General features: G+C 42.7%; 10 protein-coding genes. 5 read left to right on the top strand and 5 right to left on the bottom strand.

Going from position 1 to position 19,113, the window contains the following annotated elements:
- Positions 1-115 precede the first annotated feature (115 nt).
- From PCY70_RS09400 to PCY70_RS09380, 5 genes are all read left to right on the top strand, one after another.
- Positions 116-6,751, top strand: coding sequence for a hypothetical protein (locus tag PCY70_RS09400; RefSeq protein ID WP_305767154.1), 6,636 nt, complete (start codon positions 116-118; stop codon positions 6,749-6,751).
- Positions 6,697-7,023 (top strand): hypothetical protein, encoded by a 327-nt coding sequence (locus PCY70_RS13860; protein ID WP_416387541.1) that lies wholly within the window; start codon positions 6,697-6,699, stop codon positions 7,021-7,023. Before PCY70_RS09400 ends, PCY70_RS13860 begins: the two co-directional genes overlap by 55 nt.
- On the top strand, positions 6,969-7,859 hold the full coding sequence (locus PCY70_RS09390) for a hypothetical protein (protein WP_416387540.1): 891 nt from the start codon (positions 6,969-6,971) through the stop codon (positions 7,857-7,859). Before PCY70_RS13860 ends, PCY70_RS09390 begins: the two co-directional genes overlap by 55 nt.
- 49 nt (positions 7,860-7,908) lie before the next feature.
- The gene (locus PCY70_RS09385; RefSeq protein WP_305767151.1) at positions 7,909-8,388 is read left to right on the top strand and encodes a hypothetical protein; all 480 of its coding nucleotides are present in this window, start codon (positions 7,909-7,911) and stop codon (positions 8,386-8,388) included.
- A 64-nt stretch (positions 8,389-8,452) separates the two neighbouring features.
- Positions 8,453-10,618, top strand: a complete 2,166-nt coding sequence (locus PCY70_RS09380) for an S-layer homology domain-containing protein (RefSeq protein ID WP_305767150.1) — start codon at positions 8,453-8,455, stop codon at positions 10,616-10,618.
- A 42-nt stretch (positions 10,619-10,660) separates the two neighbouring features.
- Here the strand turns inward: PCY70_RS09380 and PCY70_RS09375 are convergent, their stop codons facing one another.
- The 5 genes from PCY70_RS09375 to PCY70_RS09355 form a co-directional block, all read right to left on the bottom strand.
- Entirely contained in the window at positions 10,661-11,014 is a 354-nt protein-coding gene (locus PCY70_RS09375; RefSeq protein ID WP_305767149.1) for a DUF1292 domain-containing protein, read from the bottom strand.
- Positions 11,015-11,110: 96 nt separating this feature from the next.
- Entirely contained in the window at positions 11,111-12,166 is a 1,056-nt protein-coding gene (locus tag PCY70_RS09370; protein WP_305767148.1) for a uroporphyrinogen decarboxylase family protein, read from the bottom strand.
- Positions 12,167-12,238: 72 nt separating this feature from the next.
- Complete coding sequence (locus PCY70_RS09365) at positions 12,239-13,297, bottom strand: uroporphyrinogen decarboxylase family protein (protein ID WP_305767147.1); 1,059 nt, start codon at positions 13,295-13,297, stop codon at positions 12,239-12,241.
- Positions 13,298-13,423: 126 nt separating this feature from the next.
- Positions 13,424-16,261, bottom strand: coding sequence for a carbohydrate-binding protein (locus PCY70_RS09360; RefSeq protein ID WP_305767146.1), 2,838 nt, complete (start codon positions 16,259-16,261; stop codon positions 13,424-13,426).
- A 15-nt stretch (positions 16,262-16,276) separates the two neighbouring features.
- Positions 16,277-19,105 (bottom strand): carbohydrate-binding protein, encoded by a 2,829-nt coding sequence (locus PCY70_RS09355; protein WP_305767145.1) that lies wholly within the window; start codon positions 19,103-19,105, stop codon positions 16,277-16,279.
- Between the last annotated feature and the right edge of the window lie 8 nt (positions 19,106-19,113).

Genomic DNA, 19,113 nt, shown 5'->3' with positions numbered 1-19,113 from the left:
AAATCCAGATTGCCTAAAATTGACAAGGAAACTTCGGGCATATTATTTGACTAAAATGTGCCAAAAAGGTACAATATAGGCGTAACCTAAATATAAAAAGAAAAGGATGACGCTTATGAAAAAAAAATTTAGTACACTTATAATATCTTCGATGCTATTACAACAAATAGCCATTCCATCCATGTTTAATTATAGCCCCTTTGTTCAGATAACATATGCGAACGAGAATGCCGTACATATGGAAGTATATGAATATAATCCTCTGGACACATCCACCACCTGGCCCCACGATGCCCCCTTATACACCTCAAAAGACTCGGCGGCATTTCAGGAGTCAATGGTCCAATCATTAATCGCCGAAGCTTCTCTTATAGATATGTCTTCTTTAAACATGACTAAAGAAGAAGGAAACACTTTTTTTCGCGAACTACTAGCAAACGATAAACGCCTATTTCATGTTATAGAGGGTTGGAACTATTTTGTAGATGATGACAACATGCTGAAATCTATAATTCCAAAATATGATCGACATTTGGCCGATAATTATGACTACTACTTTACAATATTATCAAACGAGATCGACAAAGTGGTCTCTTTAACTGCGAGCGGAAACACCGTTTTGGACAAGCTACTGATTTTAAACGACTACCTGGCTGTTACGTATGCGTACGATACAGCAGGTTTAAACGCAGAAGCCGAAGTTCGCGACAAAGCGCGTTTTGTTGAAGAGGGGGTAGGAGTTTGCGAATCGTATGCTGATGTTGCAAAGCTAATATTAAACGAGTTAAACATTCCCAATATTACAGTATCCTCAGGACATCTTAACCACATCTGGAACATGGTCGAGTGCGATGGTGAGTGGTATAATATCGACTTTACCTGGGCCGATCCTACCCCAAATCGAACTGGGCGGGCCTCACATAGTAACTTTATGATTAGCAGTTCTAGAAAAATTCAGATAAATCAAACGCCAGATGATTGGACAAAAACTGTAGTATATACGGCCGATAGTACCAAATATGAAGATCGGTTTCTCACCACTTCACCTTTCGCTTTTGTTGACGGAACTGCATATTATATAGATAACAATCGACCATCATCAAAGGATATAACAGGAAGTATATACTCTATGGATACCGCAACTGGCGAGTCTAAATTAATCGCAGATGTTCTTCCAAATATAACCTGGCAGACTCCATCTAACTTAACCTGGATCGGAAAATTTACGGGTTTTGGATATCACGATGGAGCTTTATACTATAACACGCCTCAGGCAATTATGAAATATAATTTTGCAACTCAAAAATCAGAAGTGGTCGATCTCGATATTTCACTTCCCGCCGCCTCCAAAGGACACTCCGCACATGAAATATGGGGCTTTGCTTTAGCAGGAAATCAGCTCACATACCTCACCGGAGATGATATCCAATACGGAAGTGGCATATTCTCTAATACCATTGCCACTTTGTCTAGCGAAACTGTCGATGCCTCTGCGCTCGAGGCCTTAATTGTTGCTGCCAAAAATAATTTAGCCACGACGGCGGTTTCCGAAACTGGTGCCGAGCTAAATCCCTATAATCAATGGACAACCTATACCGAGTACGACGCTCTCCAAACTGCAATAGCCAAAGCTTCTGCTGCCAAAACTCAGGCCGAAGTTGATTCTCTGCATACATCCCTTGTTGCAGCATATACCAGCTTTAATCGAGCCAAAAAAGAAGGGACTCAACCCATAGATACATACTCTTTGCAAAAGACCATCGATTTGGTACAAGCTGGTTTAGAAATAACTTTAAGAAGTAACAATGGCGATGATATTCCTGTCGATAAGTATTGGTTATCTGAACAATATTATGATTTAGTAATAGAACATCTATCCGCTGCGGAAAATATAAATTCACATTCCACTCAAATAGAGGCCGATCGAGCATATTCTATGTTAGCCTACTACAACGATATTATGAATCATAATCGATATCCCGGAACAGTAGCGCTATCAACCTATAAAAATAAACTAAACGACGCCATCAACTCCATGAAAAGCATTATAGATGGTATCCAAATCAGTACCGATGGCAGTAATATTTCTATCTACGAAAAGTGGATCACACAACTGGAGCATTCCACCGCCACCGCCACTCTTGCGGCAATACAAGCAGTATACGATAATCCCGATGCCACCTCTACACAAATTATAGAAGCTACCAGAACTATCGAAAATTATGAATTTGATTTCAAAGACGGTACTCAGCTCGACAAAACAGAACTACAAGCCGCGATAGCCAATGCGAAAACTTTGATCGATGCTGCCACCAAAAGTGTAGACGGCAAAGATGTTGCAGACGGAGCGACCTGGGTTTTCCAGTCCATCTATGAATCACTCGAAACCACGATAGCAAATGGAGAGGTTATAGTCTCCAAAGCCACGGCTACTGCAAATGAAATTTCGTCAGCCAAGAGCGACATCGCCACTGCAACCATCGTATTTGCTGCCAATAAAAAAACTGCCGTCGTGACTAGAGAAGCGCTAGCCAATCTAATCAATATAGCAAAGCAGACTCATACAAAAATTCATACCAGTTCTAACAACGGCGCTGACTTGGATTCTGATCAAGTATGGGTAACTGCAAATACAAAAAACGCTATCGTCATGGCTATTGTCATGGCCGAAGGCTCTCTTAGTAACAAATCTGCCAATCAGAACTACATCGATAGGGCAACGACCAACTTACAGAATGCGATCGAGACCTTCAATGCTTCAAAACATGTTGGCACCAATCCCGGCCTTGCCGACAAATCTTCATTACAAACATCTCTCAAAGCCGCCATCTCAGAACTAACTACAGCTGCCAAAAGCGACGATGGCTTTGACGTAATCGCTGGTATTACTTGGGTTGATACCGCGACATACGAAGCGCTCGAAGCGGCAATCGCAAGGGGCAAGGCGGTTGCTTCTACCACTGCAGCCACTCAAGTCGATGTGAATAATGCGTCTATGGCAGTCGATACGGCGCAAAAGGCTTTCACTGCTGCCAAAAAGGTTGCGACGATGGATCCAACAAAATTAATCGATGCTCTAATGTTTGCTCAAGAGCTACTTGCCACCACAGCGGGAAGCGTTGATGGAACGGACATCGCTACAAACAAATACTGGATTCCTCTCAAATCTTATAACACTGCCAAAGATACCATATTAAATCTGTTTACAATCTTGAGTTCCGGTACACAACTCAGCCAGAATCAACTCACGCAATATGAACTCAATCTAGCAGAAATTCTAAAAGTATTTGATGAAAAAAGTTTGGGAGCTCCAGCTGATAAAACTTCGTTATTGACTTTGATCGATGCGGCCACCGCTAACCTCGCGAGTGTAACAGCCAGTGATGACGGCTCCGATGTTGATGTCTCCAATATGTGGGTTGCTCATTCCGATTACGATGCGCTTTCCGATGCGATATCAACTGCTACTGCCGTGGCGAATGATGCTACCAAACAGGCCGTTGTAGATTCCGCGGTTGAGGCTCTCGATAAAGCTTCGAATTCGTTCGATGTAGCCAAACGTGCGGGAACCAAAATTGAGGTCGCTGACAAAACTTCGTTATTAGCGTCTATCGATGCGGCTACCGCTAACCTCGCGAGTGTAACAGTCAGTGATGACGGCTCCGATGTTGATGCTGCCGACATGTGGGTTACTCACTCCGATTACGATGCGCTTTCCGATGCGATATCAACTGCTACTGCCGTGGCGAATGACGCTACCAAACAGGCCGTTGTAGATTCCGCGGTTGAAGCGCTCGATAAAGCTTCGAATTCATTCGATGTAGCCAAACGTGCGGGAACCAAAATTGAAATTGCCGATAAAACTTCGTTATTGACTTTGATCGATGCGGCCACCGCTAACCTCGCGAGTGTAACAGTCAGTGATGACGGCTCCGATGTTGATGCTGCCAACATGTGGGTTGCTCACTCCGATTACGATGCGCTTTCCGATGCGATATCAACTGCTACTGCCGTGGCGAATGATGCTACCAAACAGGCCGTTGTAGATTCCGCGGTTGAGGCTCTCGATAAAGCTTCTAAGGCGTTCGATGAAGCCAAACGTGCGGGAACCAAAATTGAGGTCGCTGACAAAACTTCATTATTAGCGTCTATCGATGCGGCTACCGCTAACCTCGCAAGTGTCACAGTCAGTGATGACGGCTCCGATGTTGATGCTGCCAACATGTGGGTTACTCACTCCGATTACGATGCGCTTTCCGATGCGATATCAACTGCTACTGCCGTGGCGAATGATGCTACCAAACAGGCCGTTGTAGATTCCGCAGTTGAGGCTCTCGATAAAGCTTCGAAGGCATTTGATGAAGCCAAACGTGCGGGAACCAAAATTGAAATTGCCGATAAAACTTCGTTATTGACTTTGATCGATGCGGCTGCCGCTAACCTCGCGAGTGTAACAGTCAGTGATGATGGCTCCGATGTTGATGTTGCCAACATGTGGGTTGCTCACTCCGATTACGATGCGCTTTCCGATGCGATATCAACTGCTACTGCCGTGGCGAATGATGCTACCAAACAGGCCGTTGTAGATTCCGCAGTTGAGGCTCTCGATAAAGCTTCGAATTCGTTCGATGTAGCCAAACGTGCGGGAACCAAAATTGAAATTGCCGATAAAACTTCGTTATTAGCGTCTATCGATGCGGCTACCGCTAACCTCGCGAGTGTAACAGTCAGTGATGACGGCTCCGATGTTGATGCTGCCAACATGTGGGTTGCTCACTCCGATTACGATGCGCTTTCCGATGCGATATCAACTGCTACTGCCGTGGCGAATGATGCTACCAAACAGGCTTCTGTAGATTCCGCGGTTGAAGCGCTCGATAAAGCTTCGAATTCATTCGATGTAGCCAAACGTGCGGGAACCAAAATTGAGGTCGTTAACAAATCTGCGTTATTAGCTTTGATCGATGCGGCTGCCGCTAACCTCGCGAGTGCAATAGTCAGTGATGATGGCACCGACGTTGATGTTGCCGACATGTGGGTTACTCACTCCGATTGTGACACTTTGTTTAATGCGATATCAACCGCTACTGCTGTTTTGAGAACCGCGACCAAACAAGCCGTTTTAGATTCCGCGGTTGAGGCTCTCGATAAAGCTTCAAATGCGTTTGATGAAGCCAAACGTGCGGGAACCAAAATTGAGGTCGCTGACAAAACTTCATTATTAGCGTCTATCGATGCGGCTACCGCTAACCTCGCGAGTGTAACAGTCAGTGATGATGGTGCCGATGTTGATGTCGCCGACATGTGGGTTACTCACTCCGATTACGATGCGCTTTCCGATGCGATATCAACTGCTACTGCCGTGGCGAATGACGCTACCAAACAGGCCGTTGTAGATTCCGCGGTTGAGGCTCTCGATAAAGCTTCGAATTCATTCGATGTAGCCAAACGTGCGGGAACCAAAATTGAGGTCGTTAACAAATCTGCGTTATTAGCTTTGATCGATGCGGCTGCCGCTAACCTCGCGAGTGTAACAGTCAGTGATGATGGTGCCGATGTTGATGTCTCCAATATGTGGGTTGCTCATTCCGATTACGATGCTCTTTCCGATGCGATATCAACTGCTACTGCCGTTGCGAATGATGCTACCAAACAGGCCGTTGTAGATTCCGCAGTTGAGGCTCTCGATAAAGCTTCGAATTCGTTCGATGTAGCCAAACGTGCGGGAACCAAAATTGAGATTGCCGACAAATCTGCGTTATTAGCTTTGATCGATGCGGCCACCGCTAACCTCGCGAGTGTAACAGTCAGTGATGACGGCTCCGATGTTGATGCTGCCAACATGTGGGTTACTCACTCCGATTACGATGCGCTTTCCGATGCGATATCAACTGCTACTGCCGTGGCGAATGATGCTACCAAACAGGCCGTTGTAGATTCCGCGGTTGAGGCTCTCGATAAAGCTTCGAATTCGTTCGATGTAGCCAAACGTGCGGGAACCAAAATTGAAATTGCCGATAAAACTTCGTTATTGACTTTGATCGATGCGGCCACCGCTAACCTCGCGAGTGTAACAGTCAGTGATGACGGCTCCGATGTTGATGCTGCCAACATGTGGGTTGCTCATTCCGATTACGATGCTCTTTCCGATGCGATATCAACTGCTACTGCCGTGGCGAATGATGCTACCAAACAGGCCGTTGTAGATTCCGCGGTTGAGGCTCTCGATAAAGCTTCGAAGGCGTTTGATGAAGCCAAACGTGCGGGAACCCAAATTGGCATCGGTAATAAATCTTCATTAGAGACATTACTCTCATCGGCTAACGCTACCCTTGCAACCGCAAAATCCAGTGATGACGGTACGGATATTTCTCCTTCATCTAAATGGGTTTCTACTGAAATTTACTCCGAACTCACTGATGCCATTGCCGATGCTCAGAGCGTTTACGATAATTCAGACGCATCGAAATCTGAGGTAGATTTTGCTAAAGCTGGACTCTCAGCTGCGATCAGTTCTTTCAATAATGCTAAGCAAAATGGCACGATGGTCAATGCAGTTGACAAGACTTCGTTAGAGACATTACTCTCATCGGCTAACGCTACCCTCGCAACTGCAAAATCCAGTGATGACGGTACGGATATTTCTCCTTCATCCAAATGGGTTTCTACTGAAATTTATCCGCACTCACCGATGCCATTGCCAGTGCTCAGAGCGTTTACGATAATTCAGATGCATCGAAATCTGAGGTAGATTCTACTAAAGCCGATCTCTCAGCTGCGATCAGTTCTTTCAATAATGCTAAGCAAAACGGCACGATGGTCAATGCAGTTGACAAGACTTCGTTAGAGACATTACTCTCATCGGCTAACGCTACCCTCGCAACCGCAAAATCCAGTGATGACGGTACGGATATTTCTCCTTCATCTAAATGGGTTTCTACTGAAATTTACTCCGAACTCACGATGCCATTGCCGATGCTCAGAGCGTTTACGATAATTCAGACGCATCGAAATCTGAGGTAGATTTTGCTAAAGCTGGACTCTCAGCTGCGATCAGTTCTTTCAATAATGCTAAGCAAAATGGCACGATGGTCAGTGCAGTTGACAAGACTTCGTTAGAGACATTACTCTCATCGGCTAACGCTACCCTTGCAACCGCAAAATCCAGTGATGACGGTACAGATATTTCTCCTTCATCCAAATGGGTTTCCACTGAAATTTATGCCGCACTCACCGATGCCATTGCCAGTGCTCAGAGCGTTTACGATAATTCAGATGCATCGAAATCTGAGGTAGATTCTACTAAAGCCGATCTCTCAGCTGCGATCAGTTCTTTCAATAATGCTAAGCAAAACGGCACGATGGTCAATGCAGTTGACAAGGCCGCATTAGAGACATTACTCTCATCGGCTAACGCTACCCTCGCAACCGCAAAATCTAGCGATGACGGTACGGATATTTCTCCTTCATCCAAATGGGTTTCTACTGAAATTTATGCCGCACTCACCGATGCCATTGCCGATGCTCAGAGCGTTTACGATAATTCAGATGCATCGAAATCTGAGGTAGATTTTGCTAAAGCTGGACTCTCAGCTGCGATCAGTTCTTTCAATAATGCTAAGCAAAATGGCACGATGGTCAGTGCAGTTGACAAGACTTCGTTAGAGACATTACTCTCATCGGCTAACGCTACCCTTGCAACCGCAAAATCCAGTGATGACGGTACGGATATTTCTCCTTCATCCAAATGGGTTTCTACTGAAATTTACTCCGAACTCACCGATGCCATTGCCAGTGCTCAGAGCGTTTACGATAATTCAGATGCATCGAAATCTGAGGTAGATTCTACTAAAGCCTGATCTCTCAGCTGCGATCAGTTCTTTCAATAATGCTAAGCAAAATGGCACGATGGTCAATGCAGTTGACAAGGCCGCATTAGAGACATTACTCTCATCGGCTAACGCTACCCTCGCAACCGCAAAATCTAGCGATGACGGTACGGATATTTCTCCTTCATCCAAATGGGTTTCCACTGAAATTTATGCCGCACTCACCGATGCCATTGCCGATGCTCAGAGCGTTTACGATAATTCAGATGCATCGAAATCTGAGGTAGATTTTGCTAAATCTGGACTCTCAGCTGCGATCAGTTCTTTCAATAATGCTAAGCAAAACGGCACGATGGTCAATGCAGTTGACAAGGCCGCATTAGAGACATTACTCTCATCGGCTAACGCTACCCTTGCAACCGCAAAATCCAGTGATGACGGTACGGATATTTCTCCTTCATCCAAATGGGTTTCTCTGAAATTTATGCCGCACTCACCGATGCCATTGCCGATGCTCAGAGCGTTTACGATAATTCAGATGCATCGAAATCTGAGGTAGATTCTACTAAATCTGAACTCTCAGCTGCGATCAGTTCTTTCAATAATGCTAAGCAAAAGGCACGATGGTCAATGCAGTTGACAAGGCCGCATTAGAGACATTACTCTCATCGGCTAACGCTACCCTTGCAACCGCAAAATCCAGTGATGACGGTACAGATATTTCTCCTTCATCTAAATGGGTTTCCTCTGAAATTTATGCCGCACTCACCGATGCCATTGCCGATGCTCAGAGCGTTTACGATAATTCAGATGCATCGAAATCTGAGGTAGATTCTGCTAAAGCCGATCTCTCAGCTGCGATCAGTTCTTTCAATAATGCTAAGCAAAACGGCACGATGGTCAATGCAGTTGACAAGGCCGCATTAGAGACATTACTCTCATCGGCTAACGCTACCCTTGCAACCGCAAAATCCAGTGATGACGGTACGGATATTTCTCCTTCATCCAAATGGGTTTCCTCTGAAATTTATGCCGCACTCACCGATGCCATTGCCGATGCTCAGAGTGTTTACGATAATTCAGACGCATCGAAATCTGAGGTAGATTCTACTAAAGCCGATCTCTCAGCTGCGATCAGTTCTTTCAATAATGCTAAGCAAAATGGCACGATGGTCAGTGCAGTTGACAAGACTTCGTTAGAGACATTACTCTCATCGGCTAACGCTACCCTTGCAACCGCAAAATCTAGCGATGACGGTACGGATATTTCTCCTTCATCTAAATGGGTTTCTACTGAAATTTATGCCGCACTCACCGATGCCATTGCCAGTGCTCAGAGCGTTTACGATAATTCAGATGCATCGAAATCTGAGGTAGATTCTACTAAAGCCGATCTCTCAGCTGCGATCACTTCTTTCAATAATTCTAAAAAATATGGCTCCAAAACTTCTTCTATGAACGGAAGTAGTAGCGGAAGTAGTAGTGGAAGTAGTAACAGATATAGCGGTGGAAGTAGTAGTGGAAGTAGTAACAGATATAGCGGTGGAAGCAGTGGCGGGAGCAGCAGTGGAAGTAGCGGGTACAGTAATAGCTCATTGAAAACTGATTCTTTCAAAACTGATTCTCCGGTACACTCTAACGATTCTACTTTTGTTGATATTAATATTTCGGACAAAGATGCGGTTCACGGGTTTACAAGTTCATCTATTCCTAGCGTAATTGTTCGGAATGCTATCGATGATCTTCTAGATTCTGTGCGCGATAAAACTCCGAGATTAAATATTTTTGTGGATAGCTCTCCTGCAGTAGATCAGGTGGACGTCGCCCTCGATGCTCATTCTCTCTCAGATTTGGCAAAAAATGGCTCGTTGTATGTTGCAACAGATTTGGGAAGGTTTACTTTGAATAATAGCGCTTTTGGTGAATTGATATCTAAGGTTAGACATGACGATGTTACATTTAGCATCGCTGTAGACGATAAATTGGAGCTATCAGCCGCTCAGACTGAAGCAATTGACGGGGACTTTGCATTTAATATCGATATTTTAAAGGACGATCAAAAAGTTAGTGATTTCGATAACCCAATCACCATCACTCTCGAATATTTCTTGCCAAAAAATCATGATCCAAACTCTATTCAAGTTTACCATGTCACAGAGGATGGAACGTTAGAAGCGTTAGCAACTACCTATTCAGAAACGCTTAATGAAATTTCATTCGACACCAACCATTTCTCAATATTTATGGTAGACTCGACGGTAAAAATGCCGTTTATCGATGTAACAGCGTCGGACTGGTTTTTTGACGATGTAGAAGCAGTCTTTGATCAAGGCATTATGGTTGGAATGACTGATACTCAATTTATTCCATTAGCCAACTCCACCCGTGCTCAAATCGCAGCTATCCTATATAGATTATCGGCAGCGGCAGAAGAAGATCCAGCACAGGACGAGCCTTGGTATGCTTCGGCAGTCAACTGGGCTGCGGATCATCATTTGTTTAATATGTATGGCAACTCTTTCCGTCCTGATAATACAATCACACGAGAAGAACTTGTCAACGCTGTCTATAATTATGCAATATACATGAATGCCGATGTCACCAAAACCATGAGCTTGAACTTATTTAGAGATTCCATGAATGTTTCTCCGTGGGCTGTCAACGCTATGGAGTGGGCAGTAGCAAATGAAATTATATTTGGTAAAGACAATACTATACTTGATCCTCAAGGCTTTGCTAGCAGATCAGAAATCGCTGCTATTGTTAATAGATTATTGAAATTATTTTAATAAAAGATGTGGCTTGCATCTAATTGGCGAGCCACTATATTTTTAGTTTTCTTCGCTTTCTTCATCTTCCTCAAAGAAAATCTCAAAGAATTCAGCTGAAACTCGTTCGTATTCTTCTTCAGATTCAATGTCATCCAGCGTAGGATCTTCGCCGTCCTCATTTTCTTCATAGCGATATATAAGAACTTCGTCTTCCTCTTCTTCATTTTCATTTTGCGGAACCACTGCTATATAAGTTTTTCCATCAACAGGGAAAATTCCAAGTACATCGCAAGCAACTTCCTCATCCGAATCATCAAAGGTCAAATAAAGTACAGGTAGCTCTTCTCCATGGCAATCACAGCCAGCGCCACAACTACATTCCTCAGATGAATGACAATTACAATCTTTTTCCATAACTCTTACTCCTTTATTACAGTTCCTGAGAACCAATTTCTCGCACAGTCTAACATGTTTTTTATGACAATTATAGGGGGTAGCATAAATTATTTTTTACACTTCTCTCGAAACATTATAGACCGCTTCTATATTTTCAACCGGAACATCTCCTTCAAATGCCTGAGACGCCATCAAAATATAGCCACCCTTTTTACCCAAAGTTTCTATTATATGCCTAGTTTCAGCAGCAACCTCTTCTGCAGTGCCATTTGGCAAAATCCCTTGCGTATCCACTCCTCCATGGAACACGATCTTTCCTCCAAACTCTTCGGCTAACGACTCGACTTCCAATCCGCATACTTTTTGAACTGGTTCCAATGCGTCAACACCGCAATCTATTAATCTAGAAATAATCGGCCTGACCGCTCCACACGAGTGTTGCTGATAAAATGCTCCATACTTATGCGCTAAATCGACTAACTTTTTCGTATTGTCCTTAAAAAATTCGTCCCACATATCGGTGCTAAATAGCATAGAAATTTGAGTTCCATAATCATCATGCGGCCTTAATACATCGATTTTGCCATTGCCCGCCTTCAGGCATTCCTCATAATAAGCAAGTTCAAATTCCACCATTTGGTCTAATATATATGCGGCAGCTTCTGGCTCATCGTACATTAATACGAAAAACTCTTCCATAGGCATCAAATTGGTAACCATCTGAAACGGACCGGGATGCCCTATGATTATCGCTTTGTCTGGATTGGCTTCGCAAACTTTGGTGATATTGGAGTAATCAAACCACTCAGCTTTTGGAAAGGTATAGCCAGTCTTAATATCTTCTATCGTTTCCATTCCTGCAAGAGGATATTTTACTGTAACTGAATAGGAATCAATATCTGTTTCATGTATAGTTTTATGAAATCCCCAATACGACACGTCAATTTTACGGCCTTGGTCATCTATATAACTTTCTAATTTGGGTCCAATATATCTTGCATCTGTGGGATAAATATCTATTTTAAATTTATCGAAAAGTTGATTTCTATTCGTAAACCCATAGTGCGTCATAAGCTTTTGAAATACAGAGCCAACAGATTCGAAAGCTGCGGGAACACGGTCGGGTTTTTCGCCTCTCATTGTTGCTCGAACTCGTTCTTTAGATGTCATTATTAATACCTCCGAATTTAATTATTTTGCCGAAATTATAGCATAGACTGCGACAAAAACAAAGCCTATTTTTTACACTTCTCTCGAAACATTATAGACCGCTTCTATATTTTCAATCGGAACATCGCTCTCAAATGCCTGAGACGCCATCAAAATATAGCCACCCTTTTTACCCAAAGTTTCCATTATATGCCTAGTTTCAGCAGCAACCTCTTCTGCAGTGCCATTTGGCAAAATCCCTTGCGTATCCACTCCTCCATGGAATACGATCTTTCCTTCAAACTCTTCGGCTAACGACTCGACTTCCAATCCGCATACTTTTTGAACTGGCTCCAATGCGTCAACACCGCAATCTATTAATCTAGAAATAATCGGCCTGACCGCTCCACACGAGTGTTGCTGATAAAATGCTCCATACTTATGCGCTAAATCGGCTAACTTTTTCGTATTGTCCTTAAAAAATTCGTCCCACATATCGGTGCTAAATAGCATAGAAATTTGAGTTCCATAATCATCATGCGGCCTTAATACATCGATTTTGCCATTGCCCGCCTTCAGGCATTCCTCATAATAAGCAAGTTCAAATTCCACCATTTGGTCTAATATATATGCGGCAACTTCTGGCTCATCGTACATTAATACGAAAAACTCTTCCATAGACATCAACTTGGTAACCATCTGAAATGGGCCCGGATGCCCTATGATTATTGCTTTGTCTGGATTGGCTTCGCAAAATTTGGTGATATTGGAGTAATCAAACCACTCAGCTTTTGGAAAGGTATAGCCGGCCTTAATATCCTCTATTGTTTCCATTCCTGCAAGAGGATATTTTACTGTCACTGAATAGGAATCCATATTTGTTTCATGTATAGTTGTGTGATATCCCCAATACGACACGTTAATTTTACGTCCTTGGTCATCTATATAACTTTCTAATTTGGGTCCAATATATCTTGCATCTGTGGGATAAATATCTATTTTAAATTTATCGAAAAGTTGATTTCTATTCGTAAATCCATAGTGTGTTAAAAGTTTTTGAAATACCGAACCAACAGCTCCAAAAGCAGCTGGAATACGATCGGGCTTTTCGCCTCTCATTGTTGCTCGAACTCGTTCTTTAGATGTCATCATTAATACCTCCAAATTTAATTATTTTGCAAAAATTATAACATATACCATCACACAAAAAAAGATTACCTATGCCCAAAACATAAGTAACCAAATTTTTTATAAATTTTCTCAAATTTGTATAACTTCTTATTCTATAAATCCATAAATATTATCGACTATGAATGCGCCAGTTGTCGCATCTGCCAATAGGCTGGAATTGTTCTCTGGAAAAAATACCTGAATTTGTGTAATTGCTGCAGGATCCACTCCTTTGCCAAAATAGCCATGCGTTCCCGAATATTTGGTTGCATCAATTCCAGCTTCTCCTAAAAGCTCGGGCCCAATTTCTACCTCCTGGCTAGTTTTCGGGTCCATCCAGTAATATATCCCTCGAGTATTTCCATGGGCATCAACAACGGAAACTCTAATCTGAGCTTTAAAATTATTTGGGTTGGTAAGCGTTAAAAACATCGTTTTATCAATTCCCAAATCCCATGGCTCGGCCGCAGACACGATCAACTTGGCAGCGTTTTCTACGTTATCTTGCCTCTCTTTCATCTCCACTCGAATTGCTTGAGATCCATCAGCAACACCCTCTCCTGTAACTACTGCTGCCGATGCCGCGACGCCAGTCACCTTATAATTTACGACTTCTCCGGCTTCAAACGAAATCGGCGCAATGGCTGTTTCTGACTTTGCGATAGTTGTATTTGGTACGGCTCTGGTTCCGTTAACTGGTACAAATTCCCATAAATCGGCATCCTCGAATGGTTTGTATGATGCCGGCTTTGAGATTCTAGCAACTTCTGTAAATGCGTGATCCACATCTGTATCTTGAGTTAGACGCGATCGGCATTCCGAATATCCTGGATGCATTAACATAAAATCGACTCCATCCACAACCTCTTTTACAAAGAACCATATCGGGGTAAAGTCCGAGCCTTCATAATCTGAAACTACTTTTGCATGAATCTCGGCAGGCTTTGTATTGTTCTCCATGTGCGACGCAGTGTACGGCAACTTTACCTCCAAATATTTGCCTTCCTTTTGATTTTGCAAAGTGTAATAAATATTGCGTTCAAGACCGAGCTTCCACACATCAGACCCATCTGCTAGCGGCGCATCGGTATAGTAAATCTTCTCGTCGCCTGGCTTTACGTACAAATATTGCCCCGTTGCTTTATTAACTATGCGATAAGATTCATTAATCGGCACAAGCGGCTCCGGCTCTGCGTCTAATATAGTTTTCTTAACAATAAGCTCTGGTTGAATATAATTAGAAGTTTCCCCAGCATATTCTTCGATGGTCATCTTATTTCGTTGCAAATTTTCCTCAGAAAACTTGTTATCTCGAATAACAACATTTTTGGCACCTACATCTGGCATATTGTCCAAGTGATGCTCTAATGCATTCCAAGTAAAGTAAAAAAATGTATCTGCAATTAGCCCATTTGGAGTTTGGATCGATTGAGTGTATGCCTGAGTAAAGTCATTATTTTCTATAGTGATCCCTTGCGGCGAATACGCATTAAAAAATCTAGCATACGCACCAACGATGGTGTTGTCTCGAAATGTGATATCAAAAGTCGATTGCATCTCGCGGTCGATTCCTATTCCCGGAGATGTGTATCGATCACCTTCTGTCAACCCCTCAAAACGATTATTTTCTATGAGAATATTGTTGGTAAACTCCTCAAAATGTAACATTTCCACATTGCCACAGTATTGCGTAAATGTATTATCACGAATGATCGCATTGGCTCCTTTTGCTATACCGATTCCTGTATTTAAAAATGTATTGTTTTGGAATACTGTATTGCTTAGGTCACGCACTATATACTCATCATTTCCGGCATCGAGTCCTACCGACCATGCATTGAAATATGCGTACTCATCGGTGGTGCGATATTTGGCAGAATTTGGATCCGCCTCTTTTGGATATAAATATGGCGACAAGAAGCAATGGTCCATATACAACTGAGGCAATACTTCGACCGGAATCCTTCTATCTAATATGAGACCATGAAATGAAAATCCCTCAAGCGACGAATTGGTCATCAGTACTTGCGCACCATTACCCGTGTGAATTGCATACATTCCGCCAAAAACTCGCACATTGTCTAATGCAAACCCCGTAAACATCTTCTCGTTAGTAGTATTTGGATAGCCATCTACTCGCACCGAAATAACCATTCCTTTGATATCAGGCTTCATTATTGCCATATGCTCTAGCCTAACATCATCAGACTTTATCGCAACCGTTCCGCTGTTGTCCAAAATGGTGGTTAGTTCGCTTGCACCTACTACTGACTTATACGCATCAGTCGCTGGTGCTGCCCCACGCAGAGTCATCGGTTTCAAAATGTTAAGGCCTCGCTTGCCCATCTCATATGTTGCGCCCTCTAGCTCTAACACATCGTATGGATTTAATTTATCGATAGCCGACTGAATGGACGATGCCAATGCAACTCCAGAAAGCCCATCGATTTTATGTTCAACTACATTAGTAAATCGGACCCAATTTAAAGTTACGGCATCATCAACTTTGATATAGACATCATGAACTCCTGTTATTGCAGTTGCAAAGTCGCTACCAACTACTCGAAAATCAACTTCCTGATCTTCAAACATTTCCACTCTGACCGCAGAAGCTTCTGGTGTGTCCATCGAATCGATAAATACTCGAACAGAACTTGGATCAACCTCGGCTTGCGTACTAACATCAATAGCAAAATGCTCAAGTCCTTCTGATCCGAAATCTACATCAGTAAATTTTACCCATCCTCCGGCATCGATGGTTATGGCCTCACCCGCCGCTGTTACACCTTCTCCATCTGAATATGCGGCAACATTCAATAATGCAGTATTTCCGATCGTCTGCTGAGACACCTCCGTTGCAGCATAGGTGGTGCTTGTGAAATTTGCAGCTACCGCCATTGCAGCTACTCCTGTGATTATTGCAAATACTCTAAATTTTTTGTTCATATTTATCTTCCTTCACTATTTTATAAATCCATAAATGTTATCAACAATAAACGATCCTGCTTCTTCGCCCTCCATCAATTTTGGATTATTTTCTGGGAAAAATATTTGAATTTGAGTAATGCAAGTTGGATCTACACCTTTATCAAAATATCCGTATGTTCCTGCATATTTGGTAGCGTCCTCGCCGATTTTTCCAAGCAAGTCGGGGCCTATTTCTATATTTTCTGTTGCCTCAGGCTCTAGCCAAAAGTATAAACCTCTTTCATTGCCATGCGCATCGGACAGCGTAACCCTAATTTGAGCTCTAAAATTGTTGGGATTGGTTATCGATAAATACATCGTCTGATCAACTCCCAGATCCCACGCGACATCTGCTGGGGCAAGGATTAGCTTTGCGGCATTGGCAACATCGTCTTGCCTTTCTAGCATCGTGACTGCAATAGCCTGAGCCCCATCGGTTACGCCTTCTCCCGCAACGATTGCAGCTGCGGCGCTAGCACCAGTCACCTTATAACTTACGACTTCTCCGGCTTCAAATGAGATCGGGGCAATAGCGGTTTCTAATTTTGCCGTCTCTGAATGCGGAACCATTCTGGTGCCATCTAGAGGTATAAATTCCCATAAATCTTCATCGTCAAAGGGCTTGTATGATGCGGGGTCCGAAATTCTCGCCACTTCCGTAAATGCGTGATCCACATCTGCCGCCTGAGTCAGACGCGAGCGGCACTCCGAATATCCTGGATGCATCAACATATACTTAACGCCATCAATCACTTCTTCTACAAAGAACCACATAGGCACAAATTCATGCTCCGCATAGTCGGAGATAATTTTCGCATGAACTTCTGCAGGCTTAGTGTTATTATCCATGTGTGCGGCAGTGAAAGGCAACTTAACCTCCAAATATTTATCTTCCTTCTGATTTTTGAGGCTATAATAAATCGATTGCTCTTGCTCCAGATGCCATATATCCGAACCGTCATCCAGAGGCTCTGCAGTATAATAAATCTTTTCATCACCCGGCTTAACGTGCAGATATTGCCCCGTCGCTTTATTGAGAATGCGATATGATTCGTTGACTGGTATATAAGGCTCGGGTTCGCTAGCTAGGATAGTTTTGTCGATGATAAGATCTGGTTGAAAATAGTTTGTGGTCTCACCATCATATTCCTCAACAGTCATCTTGTAGCGCTCCATTGTGTCGGGATTAAATATATTATCCTTTATGATCACATTTTTGGCACCGACATCTGGCATATTATCCAAATGATGCTCTAACGCATTCCAAGTAAAATTGAAAAATGTATCTGCAATGAGTCCATTGGGAGTTTTTATAGACTGGCTATACGCATTCGAAAAATCGTTGTTTTCGATCGTGATGCCCTGCGGCGCGTATGCATTAAAAAATCTAGAGTAGCCACCTTCTATGGTGTTATCCCTGAATATAATATCAAACGTTGATTGCATTTCGCGGTCGATCCCAATACCCATAGAAGTGTATCTATCGCCGTCGGTGATACTTTTAAAAAGATTGTTTTCTATGATTACGTTATTTGTAAATTCTTCCATATGAATCATCTCTACATCGCCAAACTCTTGAATAAACGTGTTGCCATGCATATGAACATTCGCGACTTTAGCAAGGCTGTAGCCAGTGTTTACCAGCGTACTATTTGAAAATACGGTATTGCTTAAATCCCATATTACATATTCATCATTGCCACCATCGATAACAATCGCAGTTAAATTATATGGTACGAAATAATCTGTAGTTCTATACTTTTGGCGAGTTTCACTATCCTTCGATTTTGGATACGTATGCGGCTCAAAATAACAGCGGTCCACGTATAATTGCGGATTGACTGCAACAGGAATTCTTCTATCTAAAGTGAGCGCGTGATGATCAAAATTTTCGAATGTTGAATTAGTAAACGTAACTTCAGCACCGTTGCCTGTATGAACTGAATATTTTCCGCCGTATAATTTTACGTTATCTAGTACAAAGCCGGTAAACATTTTTTCGTTGGTGGTATTGGGGTATCCATCAACTCTTACTGATAAAATTAATCCTGTAACATCTGGCTTTGCAATCTCTAAATGCTCTATCCTAACATCATCAGTTTGCACTGTAATCGTTCCTATATTATTGAAAACAGTTGATATATCGCTTGCACCGACTTTAGTTTTATACGCATCCGTTGTAGGAGCTAATCCTCGCAATGTCATTGGATCCGTAATTTTGAGGTTACCCCGCCCCATTTCATATGTTGCTCCATCCAATTGCAAAACGTCATATGGGTTTAAGCTGTCAATTGCTTTTTGTACAGAAACCGCAAGAGCGCTGCCAGTGAGATTGCCTATTTCATGCTTTACTACATTAGTAAATTTTGCCCACTCAAGCTTCACTGCAGTATCAGCATGGATATACACATCATGAACTCCTGCTACCGACGATGTAAAGTCTGCTCCCAATGCTCTGAAATCGACCGCTTGCCCTGGTAACATTTCTACGGCCACCTCCGCAATTGCATTGTCCATCGAATCGATATATACTTTTACGGAGCTCGGATCAATTTCGGTTTCGGTACTTACATGAAGTACGACATGTTCTAACCCTTCTCCAAAATTGACATCAACAAATTTTACCCATCCCCCTTCTGAAATCGAAATGTTTTTTTCATTTTTTGTAACATTTTCAGCTTCGTCATATGTAGTAAGATCTATTATAGCAGGTTGCGTTATTACCTGATTTACTTCTGCCGATGCAAATATCTCAGTATTTGCTGGACATGCCAAAGTTAATATTCCCGCAGCTATTGCGAATATTCGAAATTTCCTATACATTTAATCAC

Source organism: Candidatus Epulonipiscium viviparus (assembly GCF_030708075.1).
GTDB lineage: Bacteria > Bacillota > Clostridia > Lachnospirales > Cellulosilyticaceae > Epulonipiscioides > Epulonipiscioides viviparus.
Note: the sequence above shows the minus strand (reverse complement) of the source record. Positions and strands in the feature narration are given on the sequence as shown.

Excerpts from the sequence above, each read along its gene's own strand:
- PCY70_RS09400 (WP_305767154.1), top strand. The coding sequence starts at position 116 with ATGAAAAAAAAATTTAGTACACTTATAATATCTTCGATGCTATTACAA.
- PCY70_RS09385 (WP_305767151.1), top strand. The coding sequence starts at position 7,909 with ATGGTCAATGCAGTTGACAAGGCCGCATTAGAGACATTACTCTCATCG.
- PCY70_RS09380 (WP_305767150.1), top strand. The coding sequence starts at position 8,453 with ATGGTCAATGCAGTTGACAAGGCCGCATTAGAGACATTACTCTCATCG.
- PCY70_RS09375 (WP_305767149.1), bottom strand. The coding sequence starts at position 11,014 with ATGGAAAAAGATTGTAATTGTCATTCATCTGAGGAATGTAGTTGTGGC.
- PCY70_RS09370 (WP_305767148.1), bottom strand. The coding sequence starts at position 12,166 with ATGACATCTAAAGAACGAGTTCGAGCAACAATGAGAGGCGAAAAACCC.
- PCY70_RS09365 (WP_305767147.1), bottom strand. The coding sequence starts at position 13,297 with ATGATGACATCTAAAGAACGAGTTCGAGCAACAATGAGAGGCGAAAAG.
- PCY70_RS09360 (WP_305767146.1), bottom strand. The coding sequence starts at position 16,261 with ATGAACAAAAAATTTAGAGTATTTGCAATAATCACAGGAGTAGCTGCA.
- PCY70_RS09355 (WP_305767145.1), bottom strand. The coding sequence starts at position 19,105 with ATGTATAGGAAATTTCGAATATTCGCAATAGCTGCGGGAATATTAACT.